This window comes from Nonomuraea sp. NPDC048901, from assembly GCF_040649695.1.
Taxonomy (GTDB): Bacteria; Actinomycetota; Actinomycetes; order Streptosporangiales; family Streptosporangiaceae; genus Nonomuraea.
On sequence record NZ_JBEZFW010000016.1, the window covers coordinates 243,282 to 261,190 of the forward strand.

Annotated in this window: 17 protein-coding genes and 1 pseudogene; 12 read left to right on the forward strand and 6 right to left on the reverse strand. The window is 68.9% G+C overall.

The features are described from left to right. Positions 1–17: 17 nt before the first annotated feature. Positions 18–1,502: a polysaccharide deacetylase family protein gene (locus tag AB0C30_RS42700; RefSeq protein WP_357954876.1), complete on the reverse strand. Its 1,485-nt coding sequence runs from the start codon at positions 1,500–1,502 to the stop codon at positions 18–20. An 85-nt stretch (positions 1,503–1,587) separates the two neighbouring features. Between AB0C30_RS42700 and ndhC the strand changes: the two genes are divergently transcribed. The 5 genes from ndhC (at position 1,588) to AB0C30_RS42725 (ending at position 5,221) form a co-directional block, all read left to right on the forward strand. Next, positions 1,588–1,959, forward strand: a complete 372-nt coding sequence (gene ndhC / locus AB0C30_RS42705) for an NADH-quinone oxidoreductase subunit A (RefSeq protein ID WP_357954877.1) — start codon at positions 1,588–1,590, stop codon at positions 1,957–1,959. A 130-nt stretch (positions 1,960–2,089) separates the two neighbouring features. Beyond that, on the forward strand, positions 2,090–2,557 hold the full coding sequence (locus AB0C30_RS42710; RefSeq protein WP_357955010.1) for an NADH-quinone oxidoreductase subunit B family protein: 468 nt from the start codon (positions 2,090–2,092) through the stop codon (positions 2,555–2,557). After that, positions 2,554–3,087 carry an NADH-quinone oxidoreductase subunit C gene (locus AB0C30_RS42715; RefSeq protein WP_357954879.1) on the forward strand — a complete coding sequence of 178 codons (534 nt, stop codon included), beginning with the start codon at positions 2,554–2,556 and terminating at the stop codon, positions 3,085–3,087. The genes AB0C30_RS42710 and AB0C30_RS42715 overlap by 4 nt, the downstream gene beginning before the upstream one ends. Continuing rightward, positions 3,080–4,021 (forward strand): complex I subunit 1 family protein, encoded by a 942-nt coding sequence (locus AB0C30_RS42720; protein ID WP_357954881.1) that lies wholly within the window; start codon positions 3,080–3,082, stop codon positions 4,019–4,021. Before AB0C30_RS42715 ends, AB0C30_RS42720 begins: the two co-directional genes overlap by 8 nt. A 231-nt stretch (positions 4,022–4,252) precedes the next feature. Beyond that, a complete protein-coding gene (locus AB0C30_RS42725; RefSeq protein WP_357954883.1) occupies positions 4,253–5,221 on the forward strand; it encodes a hypothetical protein in 969 nt (322 codons plus the stop codon). 100 nt (positions 5,222–5,321) lie between these two features. Here AB0C30_RS42725 and AB0C30_RS42730 read toward each other — a convergent pair whose 3' ends face one another. Continuing rightward, positions 5,322–6,521, reverse strand: coding sequence for a protein kinase (locus AB0C30_RS42730; protein WP_357954884.1), 1,200 nt, complete (start codon positions 6,519–6,521; stop codon positions 5,322–5,324). Between the two features lie 208 nt (positions 6,522–6,729). On the opposite strand from AB0C30_RS42730, the gene AB0C30_RS42735 reads away from it, so the two are divergent. From AB0C30_RS42735 to htpX, 7 genes and pseudogenes are all read left to right on the forward strand, one after another. After that, on the forward strand, positions 6,730–7,593 hold the full coding sequence (locus AB0C30_RS42735; RefSeq protein WP_357954886.1) for a 4Fe-4S binding protein: 864 nt from the start codon (positions 6,730–6,732) through the stop codon (positions 7,591–7,593). After that, positions 7,590–8,153, forward strand: coding sequence for an NADH-quinone oxidoreductase subunit J (locus AB0C30_RS42740; protein ID WP_357954888.1), 564 nt, complete (start codon positions 7,590–7,592; stop codon positions 8,151–8,153). Before AB0C30_RS42735 ends, AB0C30_RS42740 begins: the two co-directional genes overlap by 4 nt. Next, positions 8,153–8,437, forward strand: a pseudogene (gene nuoK, locus AB0C30_RS42745) (NADH-quinone oxidoreductase subunit NuoK); the annotation flags it as partial. The gene AB0C30_RS42740 and the pseudogene nuoK, both read left to right, overlap by 1 nt. Positions 8,438–8,712: 275 nt before the next feature. Further along, positions 8,713–10,620: an NADH-quinone oxidoreductase subunit L gene (locus tag AB0C30_RS42750; RefSeq protein WP_357954890.1), complete on the forward strand. Its 1,908-nt coding sequence runs from the start codon at positions 8,713–8,715 to the stop codon at positions 10,618–10,620. Next, on the forward strand, positions 10,620–12,383 hold the full coding sequence (locus AB0C30_RS42755; RefSeq protein ID WP_357954892.1) for an NADH-quinone oxidoreductase subunit M: 1,764 nt from the start codon (positions 10,620–10,622) through the stop codon (positions 12,381–12,383). Before AB0C30_RS42750 ends, AB0C30_RS42755 begins: the two co-directional genes overlap by 1 nt. After that, entirely contained in the window at positions 12,380–14,017 is a 1,638-nt protein-coding gene (locus AB0C30_RS42760) for an NADH-quinone oxidoreductase subunit N (protein WP_357954893.1), read from the forward strand. The genes AB0C30_RS42755 and AB0C30_RS42760 overlap by 4 nt, the downstream gene beginning before the upstream one ends. A gap of 367 nt (positions 14,018–14,384) precedes the next feature. Continuing rightward, entirely contained in the window at positions 14,385–15,236 is an 852-nt protein-coding gene (gene htpX / locus AB0C30_RS42765) for a zinc metalloprotease HtpX (protein WP_357954895.1), read from the forward strand. Positions 15,237–15,327: 91 nt separating this feature from the next. Here htpX and AB0C30_RS42770 read toward each other — a convergent pair whose 3' ends face one another. From AB0C30_RS42770 to AB0C30_RS42785, 4 genes are read right to left on the reverse strand one after another with little or no spacing between them, the layout of a single operon-like run. Next, positions 15,328–15,537 (reverse strand): ferredoxin, encoded by a 210-nt coding sequence (locus AB0C30_RS42770; protein ID WP_357955012.1) that lies wholly within the window; start codon positions 15,535–15,537, stop codon positions 15,328–15,330. A gap of 13 nt (positions 15,538–15,550) precedes the next feature. Continuing rightward, the gene (locus tag AB0C30_RS42775; protein ID WP_357954897.1) at positions 15,551–16,753 is read right to left on the reverse strand and encodes a cytochrome P450; all 1,203 of its coding nucleotides are present in this window, start codon (positions 16,751–16,753) and stop codon (positions 15,551–15,553) included. Positions 16,754–16,807: 54 nt separating this feature from the next. Then, positions 16,808–17,272: an NUDIX domain-containing protein gene (locus AB0C30_RS42780; protein WP_357954899.1), complete on the reverse strand. Its 465-nt coding sequence runs from the start codon at positions 17,270–17,272 to the stop codon at positions 16,808–16,810. Positions 17,273–17,321: 49 nt separating this feature from the next. Continuing rightward, on the reverse strand, positions 17,322–17,867 hold the full coding sequence (locus AB0C30_RS42785; RefSeq protein WP_357954901.1) for a helix-turn-helix domain-containing protein: 546 nt from the start codon (positions 17,865–17,867) through the stop codon (positions 17,322–17,324). Positions 17,868–17,909 lie beyond the last annotated feature (42 nt).

Here is a 17,909-nt window from a genome sequence, read left to right on the forward strand (position 1 = left end):
TCCCCCCAAGGCGTGGACTACGTCTGGGGGCGCTCTGGCGTGCTCGCCGACCCCGGCCGGTATAGGCGTCCTGCCTGCGTCCCCGCTGTTCCATACAACTCTGGAACGGTGACGAGGGTGTAACCCTTCCCGCGCAATCTTTTGACGATGTCCGGGACCGCGTCCACGATCGTCTTGTTGACGTTGTGCATGAGCACGATGCTCCCGGCCCGCACCCGGCGGGTCACCCGGTCGGTGATCGTCTTGGCGTCGTCCACGCGCCCGTCGCCCGCGTCGACGTCCCAGCCGACGATGGCCAGGCCCATCTCTCCCGCCACGTCCGTGACGTCCTCGTTCACCGTTCCGTAGGGCGCGCGCATCAGCGTGGGGCGCTCGCCGATGGTGGTCGTTATGGCGTCCTGGGTACGGCCGAGCGAATCGGCGATCTTGCTGGTCGGCAGCTGCGACAGGTCCCGGTGCGCCCAGGTGTGGTTGGCCACCAGGTGCCCCTCGGCACTCATCCTGCGCACCAGGTCCGGCCGGGCGGCGGCGTTGATGCCGATGATGAAGAAGGTGGCTCGCGCCTTCGCCTTGAGCAGCAAGTCGAGCAGCCGGGGCGTGGCGGGTCCTGGACCGTCGTCGAAGGTCAGCGCGACACACTTGGTCTCGGCGCAGTCGACCGAGCCCGCCTGGTTGCTGGCGGCCTCCGGGCTGGGCGTCGGGACCGTCTTCGGCACGGTCGCGGACGTCTGCTCGGCGGCCGTCCGTACGGCATGCTGAGCGGCCCGTCCGGTCGGCGAAAGCAGGGGCTCCACCTGCCGCGCGGGTACGGCCACGGCCACGCGGCCGAGGGAACATGGCCCGACCTGGCAGTCGTCGAACTCCACCACCAGGTCCCCGTCATGGTTGAAGGCCATCGAGTCGAACTGCTCGCCGGTCAGCTCGTGGGCGGTCGTCGGGGTGCCGCGCTTGGCGAGCTGGCTCCTGACCAGGCGCGTGAGGTCGTACAGCGCGCTCTGCGCGGCGAGCAGGCCCGTCGAGCCGGTCGCCTGGCCGGTCTTGCGGTCGTACCAGAGGGTCCGGGTGGAGTTGCTCCAGCCGTCGCCGAGGGACTCGCCGGTGCGCAGCCGTACCCCGACGATCTCGCCGGAGGCGGCGGTGAGCTGCCAGTCCATGTTCAGCTCAGGGCGGGGGCGCGGCGCGTCGAACCTGGTGGCCTTGCGGAAGCCGCGCAGCACCCGCTCGGCCTCGCCGCGCAGGGCCGCGTTGAGGCGGGGGGCGTCCGGCAGTTGGGGGTAGGTGATGTGCACATAGCGACCCGCGTTCTCGCCCTCGTCGCCGCCCAGGTTTCTGGTCCCCAGACCGTCCACGGTCGCCGGGTCAACGAAGTCGATCATGGTCGGCTCCGCGGGGACCATGACGTCGTGCTCGTGCTCAGGCTCGGGGGAGGCGGTTGCCAGCCCACCACCTGCCGCGGAGAGGACTAGCAGCGCGATTCCTCCGAAGAATCGCTTTTTGTGCATGGCCGACAGGCTATGGGGGAGATCGCGTGGTTTACCCCGTTTTGGGGTGATAGGGACGGAGCTTTGACTGGGTTACGATCAGGACATGGACGGCTACTTCGGGTCCTACGTGCTGGTCGCCGCGCTGCTGCTGATCGGCGTGGCCATCGTGGCCGGGGCCCTCCTGGCCAACCGCCTCCTGCGCCCGACCAGGCCGACGGCCGAGAAGCTGACCACGTACGAGTGCGGCGTCGACCCCGTCGGCGACGGCTGGGCCCAGTCGCAGGTGCGCTACTACGTCTTCACCTACCTGTACGTGGTCTTCGCCGTGGACGCCGTCTTTCTCTTCCCGTGGGCCACGGTCTTCGACGCGCCGGGATACGGGCTGACGACGCTCGTGGAGATGTTCGTCTTCCTGGGGTTCATCGCGCTCGGCATCCTCTATGCCTGGCGGAAGCGCGTACTCGCCTGGACTTAGGTTGTTTTTCGGTCGATCAACCGGGGACTCTCTACTCCTGGGGGAGATCGCGAGGGACAATGGTCGTATGGCAGCCACGGATCTCCCGATGCCCACAGTGGGGCCGATCTCGCGCTTGGCGCCCAAGCCGATGCGCTTCGTGCTCAACTGGGGGCGGCGATATTCGCTGTGGGTGTTCAACTTCGGGCTCGCCTGCTGCGCGATCGAGTTCATCGCGACCTCGATGAGCCGGCACGATTTCATCCGGTTCGGGGTGATCCCTTTCGCCAACGGGCCGCGCCAGGCCGACCTGATGATCGTCTCGGGCACCGTCACCGACAAGATGGCTCCCGCTGTGAAGCGTCTCTATGAGCAGATGCCCGATCCGAAGTACGTGATCTCGTTTGGTGCCTGCTCCAACACCGGCGGGCCCTATTGGGACTCCTACTGCGTCACCAATGGTGTCGACCAGATCATTCCCGTGGACGTCTATGTGCCCGGGTGCCCGCCCAGGCCGGAGGCGCTGCTGCACGGGATCATGAAGCTGCAGGAGAAGATCGCGGCGGAGCGGCTCAGCGACCGCTACGTGTGGTCCCGCTCGCACGAGGGAGAATTGTGACCCTGGAAGAGCGGTTCGGTGAGCGGGTCTCGGTCTCCACCTCCTTCGGCGAGACCACCGTCGACGTCGCCACGGCGGACTGGATCGAGGTCCTGACCTTCCTCAGGGACTCCGGCCACACCTTCTTCGACTGGCTGACCGGGGTCGACGATCCGCCCGACGGGTTCTTCGTGGTCGCCCACGTCTACGACCCCGACTCGTGCGAGCGCGTGCTCGTCCGCACCCGGGTGCCGCGCGCCGACCCGCGCCTGCCCTCGGCCGTGGGCGTCTACCGGGGTGCCAACTGGCACGAGCGCGAGACGTACGAGATGTTCGGGGTGCTCTTCGACGGCCACCCCTACCTGGTGCCGCTGCTGCTGCCCGACGGCTTCGAGGGGCATCCGCTGCGCAAGGACTTCATCCTCGCCGCCCGGGTGGCCAAGCCCTGGCCGGGAGCCAAGGAGCCGGGCGAATCGGGGCACGGCTCGCCGAGCCGGCGCAAGACGCTACCGCCCGGCGTACCCGCCGACTGGGGGACACCCGATGCTTGACGTGGTGCTGCGCTTCGCCGCCATTCTCGTCGTGTTCCTCGTGCTGCCGCTGATCGTCGGGCAGACCGAGCACAAGGTCATGGCGCATATGCAGTCGCGCCTCGGGCCGATGTACGCGGGCGGCTTCCACGGCTGGGCGCAGCTCATCGCCGACGGGGTGAAGTTCGCACAGAAGGAGGACGTCATCCCGGCCGCGGCCGACCGGCGCATCTTCATGATCGCCCCGGGCGTCGCGCTGGTGCCGTACCTGCTCGTACTGATCGCCATTCCCGTCGACCAGGGCCTCGTCGGCGTGGACCTCGACCTCGGGCTGTTCTTCGTACTCGCGGTGATGGGCATCGGGGTGCTCGGCTCGATCATGGCGGGGTGGGCGTCGGCCAACAAATACTCGGTGCTCGGCGGCATGCGGGCGGCCGCCCAGCTCATGTCGTACGAGCTGCCGCTGGTGCTGGCGGCCTCCTCGGTCGCGATGGCGGCGGGCACGCTGTCCATCCCGGGGATCGTGTCGGCGTGGCAGTGGTGGTGGCTGCCGTGGCAGGCCATCGGCGGCGTGGTGTTCTTCCTGGCCGGCCTGGCCGAGCTGCGCCGCCCGCCCTTCGACATGCCGATCGCCGAGTCCGAGATCATCATGGGCCCGATGACCGAATACACCGGGATGCGGTTCGCCCTGTTCATGCTCTCGGAGTATGTGGGGATCGTCGTGCTGTCGTTCCTGACCGCAGTGCTGTTTTTGGGCGGCTGGCACGGGCCGTTGCTGGCCGGGTGGGTGTGGACGCTGGTCAAGGTCTTCGTGCTGGCCTTTTTGGTGATTTGGCTGCGGGTGAGCTTTCCCCGGCTGCGCGAGGACCAACTGCAGAAGCTGGCCTGGGTGGTGCTGGTGCCGCTGGCGCTGGCGCAACTGGCGCTGACGGGTGTGGTGAAGGTCCTCACTTAGTGGAGTGGTGTCCATGGAGGTTCGCCGGGCATCGTCCTTCCGCTTCTCGAAGCGGTGTCCTTCTATCAGGCCTCTGCTCACGACGGTCGTGTGACGAAACACCCGGGGACCATTGTGGTCGCCGGATTAGTCGTTTGGGGCCGTCACGTGGGCGTTTCCCGTGCTCGAAACTTTACCTCCGACTTATCCGTCTTATGTGAATAGGGGGCTAGGGGGAGGACGACGATCGTCATGGACGTTCAGCTTCGACCGGTAGCGGGGGCGCACCCCGGAGCACGCTGTCCCAAGACCGCCATCTCGTGGGACGGTGACGCACTGGCGGTCACCGACGCCGCATCCGGCCAATCCTTACAGCTGAGGCCTGCGACGCTCTACTGCTACAGCTACGACCAGGCGTTCCTCGTGTCGTCCAAAAAGTCTAAGACCCACGCGGTCCAGGGCTTGGCCGCGCTCGACGAAGACGGCCTGGTGCTCCTCGACCTGCCGGGCGAATGGTACTTCCCACACTTGACCGACTTCGTGGTGAGGACCGGCATCCCGCTGGTCGACGCCCGCCACCACCCCTCGGAGCGGGTACGCGCCGTGCTCGCCGCCCGCGCCCCCGGCTGGCGTCGCCTCCACGGCCAGCCTCCACCAGCGCTGCTCAGGTACCGCAAACCGGTGAGCATCGGCGTCGGCGTCGCCGGACTGGCCGCGATGGTGTACCTCGCGTCGACCGGCATGTGGATGGCCTGGCGCGGCATCTCGGCGGTCGGCCGGATGCTCTTGGACGTCGTGGAGGCCAAGTGGCTGGCGGTGGGCTTCAGCCCCCTACTGCTCGTCGTACGTCCGGTGTCGGCTCGCATTCAGCGCTGGCGTGCTGATCGTGGCCTGATCCTCGGCTCCGGCACGGGGGCGTACATCAGTGTTACGCCATACGAGAAGCTGGAGATCCACCAGGGTAAAGCTCAGCTGCCGAAGATACGGATCGGTGAGGGGCTGGCGGACGCGGTGAGCTTGCTGCTCTACCACTACGACGGTTTGTCAGGCCTTGTAATCCTGAATAAGCGGGAAGACGCTGTGCACCATCTCCCAGGGTCATGGCTGCCCGACGCGGCCAATCGTTTCGCGCGCCGGCACGGGCTGAGGCTGGCTGTGCATGCGGTGTCGCGTGAGGAGTACATCGCCCTGACCCTCAACTCCCGGGACGCGACACCCTGATCATGTCGGCGGCCCATGCCTCACATGCCCCGGAAGTCGTCTTCGCCCGCTCGGCCCTGTTCGTCCCTGGTGGAGGCGGGTCAGGCCCAGGCGGATCGGGTCAGTGGACGATGGCCAGCATCACGTCGGACGCGGACGGTCGGTCGTCGGGGCTCTTGTGGAGGCAGGCGCCCGCGATGGCGCGGAGGGCGGGCGGTAACGGCGACAGGTCCGGATGGAAGGTGAGCACCCGGTTGAACACCGCGGGCACCGTGTCCTCCCCGAACGCCGGCCGTCCCGTCGCCGCGAACATCATCGTCACAGCCCAGCTGAACACGTCGGACGGCGGCCCCACCGGTGCCCCCGACAGTTGCTCGGGCGACATGTAAGGCGGGGTGCCGACCATCTTGCCCGAGGTGACCGTCATCTGGTCGAGCGCCCGCGCGATCCCGAAGTCGATCACTCGCGGTCCGTCCGATCCGATCAGTACGTTGCTCGGCTTGAAATCGCGGTGGACAACCCCCGCCTTGTGGATGGCGGCGAGTGCCCCGGCTGTGGATAACGCCAGCCGCGTAAGGCTGTCCTCGTCGCGCGGGCCGTACTTGCGTACGAGATGTTCGAGCGACGGACCCTCGACGTATTCGCTGACGATGTAGGCGTGCTGACCCGTGATGCTGACGTCGAGCACCCGGGCCGTGGAGAACGTCGCCACCCGCCGCGCCGCGTCCACCTCCCTGGCGAACCTGGCCCGCGCCACCTCGTCCACGAGGTCGTGCAGGACCTTGACCGCGACGCGTACGCCGTTGGGCGCCATCGCCAGATAGACCGCGCCCTGCCCGCCCCGCCCGAGCGGCTGGAGCACCCGGTAGTGCCCGATCCACTCGGGCTCGTGCGGTCGGCGCTGGTGGCTCGGGGCGGTGGTGCGCTGGTGCAGATCAAAGGGCGGAGGAGTGCTCCGGTGCTGGTGGGGAGGCTGGTAGACAGGTCTGTTGAGGCGGGCCCTGACCATTTTGGGGACGAGGATGCCCGAATGGATGACCCCGCCCAGCCAGCTGATCACCAGCCCGAACGAGACCAACCCCGACAGCGGGTCAGGGATCTCGTCGAACTCCGTGTAGCTCATGGCCGCCAGCAAGAACGAGCCGATGCAGATGGCATAGAAGCCCGCCGCGACGACGTGCCACGTGCTCCGCAGCCAGTAGGCCGCGAACCCGATCGTGAACGGCGTCGCCAGCCCACACGTCAGCAGCGGCAGCACCGCCCACACGATGGCCGCCGCCCACGCTCCGCCGCTGGGACGGGGCGGCTGGCTGTACGACATGGCGGGAAGACTATCGCGCAGGACTTTCACATATCGGGTGTGGACACATCTTGTGGATAACCTCCCGTCTGCCTGTGGATAGCTGTGGAAAACTTGGGGACAACGGGCCTGGAGCGTTCACCTGCGCGGTCAAGTGCGACATGATGTTGATATGGCGCGGATACCGGGAGTCGGCCTCGCGAAGGGCCTATCGGTCACTCTTCGTCACATGCTGCGCAAATCCGTGACCCAGCAGTATCCCGAGGTCAAGCCCGCCCTCCCACCGCGCAGCCGTGGCGTCATCGCCCTGGTCGAGGAGAACTGCACCTCCTGCATGCTCTGCGCGCGCGAGTGCCCCGACTGGTGCATCTACATCGACTCGCACAAGGAGACCCTCCCGGCCCCTGAGGGCGGACGTCCCCGCCAGCGGAACGTACTCGACCGGTTCGCCATCGACTTCGCCCTGTGCATGTACTGCGGGATCTGCATCGAGGTGTGCCCGTTCGACGCGCTGTTCTGGTCGCCCGAGTTCGAGTACGCCGAGGGCGACATTCGGAACCTTCTGCACGAGAAGGATCGGCTCGCGACCTGGGCTCCCACGGTTCCGCCTCCTCCTGCCCACGACCCTGGCGCCGAGCCGCCGAAGGAACTCACCGCTGCCCGCCGCCCGGCCCGTGGCCCGTCCACCGCCCGCCCTGGCGCCGCGGGCCCGGCCGTGGACCGCACCGACAAAGCTTCTGGCCCTGCCTCTGGCCCGGCATCTGACGTAGGTTCTGGTCCCGCATCCGGAGCGGCTTCTGGCGCTGCTTCCAGTACCGCTGCTTCCAGTACCGCATCCGGACCTGCCGCCGATACCGCCTCCGGACCGGCTCCCGGCGCTGAATCCGGCGTCGAATCCGGCCCGTCATCCACAGGTCGGCCATCTGCCGAAGAGTTTTCCACAGGCACGGGCCAACCGTCGTCGCCGCCCGGCCGCGGGGAGCAGACTTCTGGCACGAGCCGACGCGGGCGCAGGATGGCCGATCCTCGATCCATCCGCCCGCCCGGGCGGCTCGACCCTGAAAAGACAAGGGAGTCCGAGGAGGATTCGTGACCGAGGCGGTGCCCTCCTATCTGTCACCCACCGGGCAAGAGATCGTCTTCTTGCTGCTGGGTGCGGTGGCGGTCGGATCCGCGCTGCTCGTCGTCACGACCAGGCAACTGGTCCACGCCGCCCTCTGGCTGGTCGTCTCGTTCGGCGCCCTCGCCGGCGGCTATCTGGTGCTGACCGCCGAGTTCGTGGCCTGGGTCCAGGTGCTCATCTATGTGGGCGCGGTGGTGGTCCTGCTGCTGTTCGGGATCATGCTGACCCGTGCTCCGATCGGCCGCTCCGCCGATCTCGACAGCGGCAACCGGTGGGTGGCGGCCGTGGTGGCGGTGGCGACGGCGGCCGTCCTGGTCACCGTGGTGATCGACGGCTTCCGTACGGCGTACACACCGCTGAAACCCGGCGCCGGCGCGGCGAAGGAACTGGGCGCCAGCGTGTTCAGCACGTGGGTGCTGCCTTTCGAGGCGCTCTCGGTGCTGTTGCTGGCCGCGCTGATCGGTGCCATCGTGCTGTCCCGCACGGATATACCCGGGGGTCCGCCACCTGAGCAGACCGGGGGTTCTTAGTGCACATCGTCTACCCGGCGGTCGTCTCCGCGCTTCTGTTCTCCGTCGGCGTCTACGGGGTGCTCGCCCGGCGCAACACGATCCTCGTGCTGATGTCGGTCGAGCTGATGCTCAACGCCGTCAACCTCAACCTGGTCGCGTTCGACGTGTGGTTGGGCGATCGATTGCACAGCGGCCAGGTGCTCACGCTGTTCATCATCGTGATCGCCGCCGCCGAGGTCGGGCTGGGGCTCGCGATCGTGCTGTCCCTCTACCGCAACCGCCGTACGGTCGACATCGACCAGCTCCGCGACCTGTCCGAACCCGGCACGTCGGACACCCCGGCGGACCCGGGGGGTAGGGCGGGCGACCAAGCAGACTCCGGCATGCCGGGCGATCCCGCAGATCCCAGCACGTCGGATGACCCGCCGACACGTCGGCTGGGTGAGCCCGCGGTGGCGGAGGACCCGACCACGACGCGGGAGAACGCGGTGACGGGGGATCCGACCACGACACCAGAGCCTGCGGCGGCGGGGGACTCGGCCACGAAAGCCGAGCCCGCCAAGCGAGGGGGCGCGTCGTGACGGTCTTCCCGCTCCTGGCCGTCGTCCTGCCGTTCGTCGCGGCCTTCGCCGGCCTGCTGCTGCCGCGCTGGCCGCGCCGGCGCCCGGAAAGCAGACCGGGTTCAGGGGCCTCAGCGGCCAACACGCGGGCGGCGTGGATGGCGGTGCTGCCCACGGCGGCCGCCGCGGTCCTGGCGCTCTGGCTGGCCTGGGCACCCGGCTTCGCCTTCCTCGAAGGCGCGACGCCGGGTCCGGCCGTCGGCCGCACCTACGGCACCATCGGCACCGGCGCCGTCCCGATCTCGCTGACCCTCCAGGCCGACGACCTGTCCGCCATCCTCGGCGTTCTGGTGACCCTCGTGGCGCTGGCCGTACAGGTCTATTCGGTCGGCTACCTCCATGACGACCCGCGCTATCCCTCCTACAGCGCCTTCATCAGCCTGTTCACCAGCGCGATGCTGCTGGTCGTCTACGCCGGCGACCTCCTCGTCCTCTACGTGGGCTGGGAGATCATGGGCCTGTGCTCCTACCTGCTCATCGGCCACTGGTGGGAGGACAAGAGCAACTCGCGGGCGGCCATCAAGGCGTTCCTGGTCACCCGGCTCGGCGACGTCGGCTTCCTGTTCGGCATCTTTGTGCTGGGCGGCGCCGCGGGCAGCTTCCAGATATATGAAGTGCTGGAGAAGGTGCCCGAGATGTCCACGGGCACGATGGTGACCGCCACCATGCTGCTGTTGGCCGGGGTGGCGGGCAAGAGTGCGCAGGTTCCGCTGCACACCTGGCTGCCCGACGCGATGGCGGGCCCGACCCCCATCAGCGCGCTGATCCACGCCGCCACCATGGTGGCCGCCGGGATCTTCATCGTGGCGCGGCTCTTCCCCGTGTTCCAGGGCGCCCCTCCCACGCTCGACGTGCTGGCCGTCATGGCCGCCCTTGGCATGCTGGGCGCCGCCCTGGCCGCGCTCGCCCAGGACGACCTGAAACGCGTGCTCGCCTACTCGACGATCAGCCAGCTGTCCTACATGGCCGGCGGGCTGGCGGTGGGGTCCGACAGCGCGGCGATCTTCCACCTCCTCACGCACGGCGCGTTCAAGGCGCTGCTGTTCCTGTGCGCCGGCGCGGTCATCCACCACGTCGGCTCCAACCTGATGAGTCAGATGGGCGGCCTGAGACGGGCGCTGCCGGTCACGTTCGTCACGATGACGATCGGGTTCGCCGCCCTCGCGGGGCTGCCTCCGGCCAGCGGCTTCTTCAGCAAGGACGAGCTCCTGCTGGCCATGGACCCCGCGCTGCCGGGTAGCGGTCTGACGGATGCCGCCGCCCTGCTGCTGTACGGCTGCGCGCTCGCGACCGTCGCCGTCACCGGGGCATACGCGACCCGAGCCTGGCTACGCACCTTCTTCGGCGCGGCGAGAGTCGTGGCGCTCCCCGAGCCCGAGCCCGGCACGGCCCACGTGATCGACATCCGCGAGGCGCCGCGGACGATGCTCGTGCCCATCGTGCTCCTCTCGGTTCCCGCCGTGCTTCTCGGGTTCGCCGGTGGGCTTCATGTGGAGCTCGGCGTGGCGGCCGTCAGCGTCGTGCTCGCGCTGCTCGGCGGCGGGGTGGTGTACGCGTTCTGGCGCAGCGACCCCCTCGCCGACCCGGCCCGGCTGCTCGGCCCCCTGCGCGTGCCGTGCGAGCGGGCGTTCTACGTGGACGGCGTCTACGCCGCCCTGTTCGTCCGGCCTGTCCTGGCGCTGGCCAGGCTCGTGGTCAGGACGGACGACGTGGTCGTGGACGGGGCGGTGCGCGGCTCGGGGCGGTCCGCGCGAGGGCTGTCCGGGCTGCTGCGGCTCGCCCAGAACGGCAACGTCCAGCTCTATGTGAGCGGCGTGCTCGCCGGGGTCCTCCTGATCGTGGTGGGGGCGGTGGTGTTCACGTGATGAGCTGGCTTCCTGTGGTGCTGCTGGCGGTGCCGCTGCTCGGCGCGTTGCTCCTGCTGGTGTCGCCCACCGTGTTGCGTCCCTGGCTGCGGGTCTACGGGCTGGTCGTGTCGGGTGTCGCGCTGGTGCTGGCCGTGGTGATGGTGGCGACGTTCGACTACGGGCAGGCGGCGCGGCCGCAGTTCGCCGTCGACCGGGAATGGATCTCCGGGCTGGGGCTCCACTTCCACCTGGCCGTCGACGGCATCTCGTTGCCGCTGATCGCGCTGACCGCGCTCCTGACGTTCCTCTGCTTCGTCTACCTGAGCTGGGGAGACGCGCGCGGCCCCGGCCAGCTGCTGCGACCGAGAGCCGGGGGTGCGCGGCCGCGGGCGCTGGTGTTCACGCTGCTCGTGCTCGAAGTCGGCATGATCGGTACATTCCTCGCGCTCGACCTGCTGCTGTTCTTCGTGTTCTTCGAGATCGTGCTGATCCCGATGTACTTCCTGATCGCCATCTGGGGCGGCAAGGGCCGCCGGGGCGCGTCGATCAAGTTCATCCTCTACACGCTGCTCGGCTCGGTCGTGATGCTGCTCGGCCTGCTGCTCGTCTGGGCACGCACCGGCACGCTCGACATCGTCGCCCTCGGCCAGGCACACGGCGCGGGCATGCCCAGAGCCGTACAGATCCTCGCGTTCGTGGCGATCGGCGTCGGGCTGGCGGTCAAGACGCCTATGTGGCCGCTGCACACCTGGCTCCCCGACGCGCACACCGAAGCGCCCACCGTCGGCTCGGTGCTGCTGGCCGGCGTGCTACTGAAGATGGGCACGTACGGCTTCGCCAGGATCGCCATCCCCGTCCTGCCCGAAGGGGCGGCGGCGGTGGCGCCGTGGCTGGGGGCGTTCGCCGTCGTCGGCATCGTCTACGGTGCCCTGGCCTGCCTCGCGCAGCGCGATCTCAAGCGCATGATCGCCTACTCCTCCGTGGGCCACATGGGCTTCGTCCTGCTGGGCTTCGCCACGCTGACCACCGTGGGCATCAACGGCGCCCTGTTCGCGAACGTCGCCCACGGCCTCATCACCGGCCTGCTGTTCTTCCTCGCCGGCGCGATCAAGGAGCGCTACGGCACGGCCGACATGCGCGCACTCGGCGGCGGCATGCTGGCCACACTTCCCCACCTGGGGTCGGTGCTGACCTTCGCGGCCATCGCCTCGCTCGGGGTGCCGGGTCTGGCTGGGTTCTGGGGGGAGATGCTGTCCCTCTTCGGCGCCTTCCAGCCGGCGGGCGGGTTGCCTCGGGGGCTGTTCCTGACGTTCATGGTGATCGGCGGGCTGGGCGCGGTGCTGACGGCGGCGTACTTCCTCGTCATGCTGTCCCGGGTGACACACGGGCGCCCCGAACGCGCCCAGGCGGTCCCCGCCGCCGCCCCCTCGGGCGCTTCTGGCGTGGGCGGCCGGCCATCCGACGCGTCTGCGTGGCCGGACAGCGAGCGGTCTGGGTGGGCGGGTGAGTCGCCCGACAGTGAGCAGGCTGCGTGGCCGGGCGAGTTGCCGGACAGTGAGCAGGCTGCATGGGCAGGCGAGTCGCCGGATAGTAAGCGGGTCGCGGGGGCGATCAAGGGAGAGGATGGCGTCGGCGGGCGGGTGTCGCGGGACATCCAGGGGTACGAGTTCGCCGCCTGGGTGCCGTTGATCGTGCTGATCCTGCTGTTCGGGCTCTGGCCGAAACTGCTCCTCTCGCTCACCACACCTGCCGTACAGACCCTGCTGGGGGCCCTGTCATGATCCAGCAGATCGACTACTCGGTCATCGCGGTGCCCCTGGTCCTCGCGCTGGTGGCCGGGCTCGTGCTGATGCTCGACGCGTTCCTCCCCAGCGGGGGACGTACCAGGACCGGGCTCGGTCTGGTCAGTCTGGCGGGCGTCGTCGTCGCCCTGGGGTTCGTCGTGGCGCAGGCCGTACGAGGTGACGGTGCACGGGCGACCTTCTGCGTTCCCGACAGCCTCGCCACCGCGGCGGGCCCCGGAAGTGAGCCGGCGTGCTCGTTCGTGGTCGACCGGTTCACGCTGATCTTCGCCGGGCTGGTGCTGGTGGCGGGCGTCGTGGTCGTGCTGATGTCGATGACCCAGCTGGCCGGGGGCGGCATTCCGGCGGGTGAGTGGTATTTCCTGCTGCTCTGTACGCTGGTCGGCGCGGTGACCCTGCCCGCCTCGCGTGACCTGATCATGCTGGTGGTGGCCCTGGAGCTGGTCTCGCTGCCGGTCTTCGCCCTCACCGCGCTCAAACGCTACGACGGGCGCTCCTCCGAGGCGGCGGTCAAGCTCTTCCTGGTCTCGGTCGTGTCGACGGCCGTGATGCTGTTCGGGGTCTCGCTGCTGTACGGGATCGCGGGGACGGTCTACCTCTCCCGTCTCGCCTCGGTGTTCAGCGGGAAGGCCCCCGCGCCGGGTGTGGGTGCGCCGGAGACATACTCGTCGCTGCTGGCGGCCGGTCACGGGCTACCGGGCGTGGTCACGGTCGGGCTGGTGCTCGTCGTGGCGGGCTTCGCGTTCAAGATCGCTGTGGTGCCGTTCCACGCCTGGGCGGCGGACGTCTACCAGGGCGCGCCGATCCCGGTCGCCGCGCTGCTCTCGGTGATCTCGAAGGCGGCCGGGTTCGCGGGCCTGATCCTCGTTCTGGTCACGGCGCTGCCCGGCCAGGCGTCGACCTGGTCGCCCATCATCGCGGTCGTCGCGGCGCTCACCATGACGGTCGGCAACCTCCTGGCCATGCGCCAACGCTCCGCCGTACGTCTGCTTGCCTGGTCCTCGGTCGCCCAGTCGGGCTACATCCTGGCCCCGCTCGCGGTGACGGCCCAGACCGGGGCGATGACCGCCGCCTCTAGCCTTACCGTCGGTGCGGGTGCGGCGGGTGCGGCTGGCACTGCCGGTGATGTCGCCGGGGCGATCGGGGCATCCGTGGCGTACCTCGTCATCTACGCGGCCATGAACCTGGGCGCCTTCGCGGTCGTCATGCTGATGTCGCGGACGACCGCGCGCAACGAGCTGGACGACTACCGTGGCCTCGCCTTCCGCAGTCCGGTGGCGGCGATCGCGCTGGCGTTCTGCCTGATCTGCCTGGCCGGTCTGCCACCGGGGTTGGCGGGGCTGTTCGCCAAGGTGGTGGTGTTCCGGGAGATCATCGAGGGTGGGGCCGGGTGGCTCGCGGTGGTCATGGCCGTCAACACCGTGATCGGTCTGTACTACTACGTGGTCTGGACGGCCCGGCTGTTCACCCCGGCCGAACCCGCGCCCTCCGGGGTTCGCAGGGCGCTTCCCGCCGCCTGGGTGGCCGTCGGGATCGCTGTGGTGGTGGCGCTGCTGTTCTCGGTCGCACCGCAGCTGGTGCTGGGGATGACGTCGCTGTCCGCCTCCGGGTGAGCATGCGGGTGGGACACATCCGCCTCCGGGTGAGCCAGCGGATGGGGCGCATCTCCCTCCGGAAGAGCTGGCGGATGGGGCGCATCTCCCTCCGGAAGAGCAGGCGGACGGGCCGTAGTTCCGACGCGCTGAGCCAGCGGACGGGGCGTAGTTCCGACGCGCTGAGCCAGCGGATGGGGCGCGGTTCTGACGCGCTGAGCCAGCGGATAGGGCGCATCCCCTTCGGAAGAGTTGGCGGATGGGGGCGGTTCCGACCCTCTGAGCTGGCGGTTCGGTCGTGCTGTGCCCTGCGGCGGGCACCACAGGGAACGATGAACCGGGGGATCGTCGTTGGACCAGGTGAACCCACACCGCGAAGGGGGGAACCTTGCACCACAACGGTCTGCGCACCGCCATTCTGCTGGGCGGCCTATCTGCGTTGATACTCGCGGTGGGAGGGTGGCTGGGCGGCGGCACCGGACTGCAGCTCGCGTTCGTGCTCGCCATGGCGAGCAGCGGTATCGCCTACTTCTTCTCCGACCGGATCGCCCTGTCGGCGATGCGGGCGCGGCAGGTCAGCGAAGTCGAGCAGCCGATGCTCTACCGGATCGTACGGGAGCTCTCCAACGAAGCCCGGCAGCCGATGCCGCGCCTGTACATCTCGCCCACCGTGCAGCCGAACGCCTTCGCGACCGGCCGGAGCCCGCGCCAGGCGGCGGTCTGCGTGACGTACGGGCTCACGCAGCTGCTCAACCCGGACGAGATGCGCGGAGTCCTTGGCCACGAGCTGTCCCATGTGTACAACCGAGACATCCTGGTCTCGTCGGTAGCCGGCGCGCTGGCCACGATGATCACTTGGCTCAGCTACGTGGCCGTGTTCTTCGGCGGGTCCGATGACGATGAGGGGCCCGGGTTCGTGGGGGCGCTGCTCATGATGGTTCTCGGACCGGTGGCGGCGGGGATGGTGCAGATGGCGATCTCCAGGACGCGGGAGTTCCAGGCGGACGAGTCCGGCGCTCGGCTGACGGGCGATCCGCTGGCGCTGGCTTCGGCGCTGCGCAAGATCGAGATGGGCGCGCGCCGGCTGCCGCTGCCGGAGAACAGCCGCCTCACCTCGGCTTCCCACATGATGATCGCCAACCCGTTCAGCGGGTCCGGGTTCGGGCGGCTGTTCTCCACCCACCCGCCCACTTCCGAGCGGGTCGCCCGGTTGGAGCGCATGGCGGGCTACCGCCGCTAATCCGCCGCACCGAGGGCTAATCCGCCACACCGATGGCTCGTACAGCTGGGCGGACCACAGGGACTCGTACAGCTGGACGGCAGGGGTGTGACTACGCCGTCACGTCGGACTCGGACAGTTGGATCGCGGCGGCCGGGCACACGCTCGCCGCCTCCCGTACGGCCCGATGCAGGCGCGCATCCGGCGTGTCGTCGAGCAGCAGCACGACCCCGTCATCCTCATCCTGGTCGAACACCTCCGGCGCGATCATCGCGCACTGCCCCGCTCCGCAGCACTTGTCCCGATCCACCGCCACCCTCATGATCATCCCCCGGTCACCACCTGACGGGCACCTGCTGAAGCCCGCCGATGAGCAGCCCTTCGCGGCGGGCCAGCTCCCGAGCGGGAACCGCCAGCTCCAGCGACGGCAGCCGCCGCAGCAGCACGGCCAGAACGGTCTGCAACTCGGTACGCGCCAGCGCCTGCCCCAAGCAGGAGTACGGCCCGACGCCGAAGGCCAGATGGACGTTGGGCGAGCGACCCAGGTCCATGTCGCCGGCCTGCGCGAAGGCGTCCTCGTCGTGGTTGGCCGAGGCCAGGCTGCAGACCACCGTGGTCCCGGCCGGCAGCGTCGTACCGGCGACCTCGACCTCCTCGGTGAGGTAGCGCGGCATCCCGAAACCAGGGTTCGCGTCGAAGCGCAGGATCTCCTCGACCGCCGAGCGGATGAGGGACGGGTCCGCCAGCAGGCGTTCCCACTGCCGCCGGTCGGCCAGGAGCATGGCCACCATTTTGCCGATCATGTTCGCGGTGGTCTCGTGCCCGGCGACCAGCAGGCCCTGGCAGGTGCCCAGGACGACGGCCTCCGTCATCAGGCCGTCCTCCTCGACGAGGGCCAGGAGGGCGCTGATCAGATCGTCGCCCGGCTCGGCCTTCTTGGCGGCGATGTGCGCCGTGAGGTAGTCGTTGAAGTCGGCCTGCGCGGCGTCGATCTCCTTCTGCTCGAACTTCGTCATGTTAAGGAGCGTGTCGGACCAGTACGGGAACCGGAAACGATCCTCATCGGGCACCCCGAGCAGGTCGCAGATCACCCATACCGGAAGCGGGAACCCCAGCCCGGAGACAAGATCGGCCGGCGCCCCCTGCTCCACCATCGCGTCGATCAACTGCTCGCTCATCGCCACCATCCGCGGCTGCATGGCCATGACGCGCTTGACCGTGAACGCCTTGCCGACCAGCCGCCGCCACTGCTGGTGCCCCTCGCCGACCGAGGTGGCCATGCCCGTCCTGCGCTTGGCGAACGATCCGCCGGAGGCGTCGGCGCTGACCCTGGCGGCGTCGGGAGCGTCCAGGTGCCGGGTGAACCGCGGGTCTGACAGCACCTGCTTGACGTCCTCGTAGCGAGTGAGCAGCGTCGCCTCATCGCCGCTGGCCAGCCGGACCCGGGCTACCGGGCAGCCCTCGCGCATGCTCGCCCATTCCTCAGGCGGCTCCAGAGCGGTGGGATTGCGGAACGGGTAATCGGGCGCGCCACTCACGGTGACCTCCTGATGGCCGATATGACCGCATTTAAAACAATTGCCTTATGGTCGTCAAGCAGCCGAGTTGATCTTGCGCAGAATGGTGGCGAGGTCCTCGGGGAAGAAGACCTCGTCAGTGGCCTCCAGTTCCTCGGGGCTCCACCAGCGGTGACCCAGCGTGGTGGCCTTCTCGATCTCCTCCATGTGCTCGTACGAGATGTCCGTGCCCTCGGCCACCCGGACCGCGAAGAACGTCTGGTCCTGGGTGACGGCGTACTCGGCGAAGAAGAACTCGATCGTGCTCGTGCCGTACGGACCGGTGAGCCGGTCGGCCCCGGCCCGGATCCCGACCTCCTCGTGCAGCTCGCGCAGAGCGGCCTCCTGGAGCGTCTCCCCGTCCTCGGCGGCGCCACCGATGGTGAACCAGAACGGCTCATCGGGCCGGGCGGGATCGAACCCGTGGAGCAGGAGCACCCTGCCCTGTTCGTCGATGGGCAGGGCACGGGCCGTGAACCGGCGCAGGGGGATTTTCGTCACGTCATTGGAGCCTATGCGGGCGTTCTCCGGCTTGCGGTGGGCCGGCGCTTCACTCGGAGTCGGCGGATGGCTGTTCGAGAGGGAAGAAGAGGGGGCTGAGCAGGTATTGCGCGCGGTCCGGCGTCGGCTGGTTGGCCAGCAGGGGCAGGAGTACGCGACGTAGCCCGCTGATCATCTCTTCCAGTTCGTCGCGGTTGAGCCAGATGGCGTGCTGCCGGTAGCCGACGAGATCCGCGACCGGGTCGGCGTTCTCGCGGTCGAGGTAGGCGTTGAACTCGGCGACCAGGACCGCCATCGAGGTGGCGAAGACGCGCCGGTGGTCGTCGGGCGACAGCGCCGCGAGCGCGTCGGCGTCGACGGTGACCCGGTCGAGGCGTAGGCGGTAGTGGCGTTCCACCGCGCCACGCACCCTCCTCTCGTCGGCCACCTCCAGGATTCCGCCGGACGCGAGCAGGTCGACGTGCCGATAGACCATGGCTTTCGAGACGTCGGGGATCCGGGCGCACAGCTGAGTGGTGGTGAGTGAGCGCCCGCCGCGCATCGCGTGCACGATCCGCAGTCGTACCGGATGTGCCAGTAGCTCCAAGGATTCCATCCGCACAACGATCTCATGCTGTGCTACCGTTCGCAAAACAGT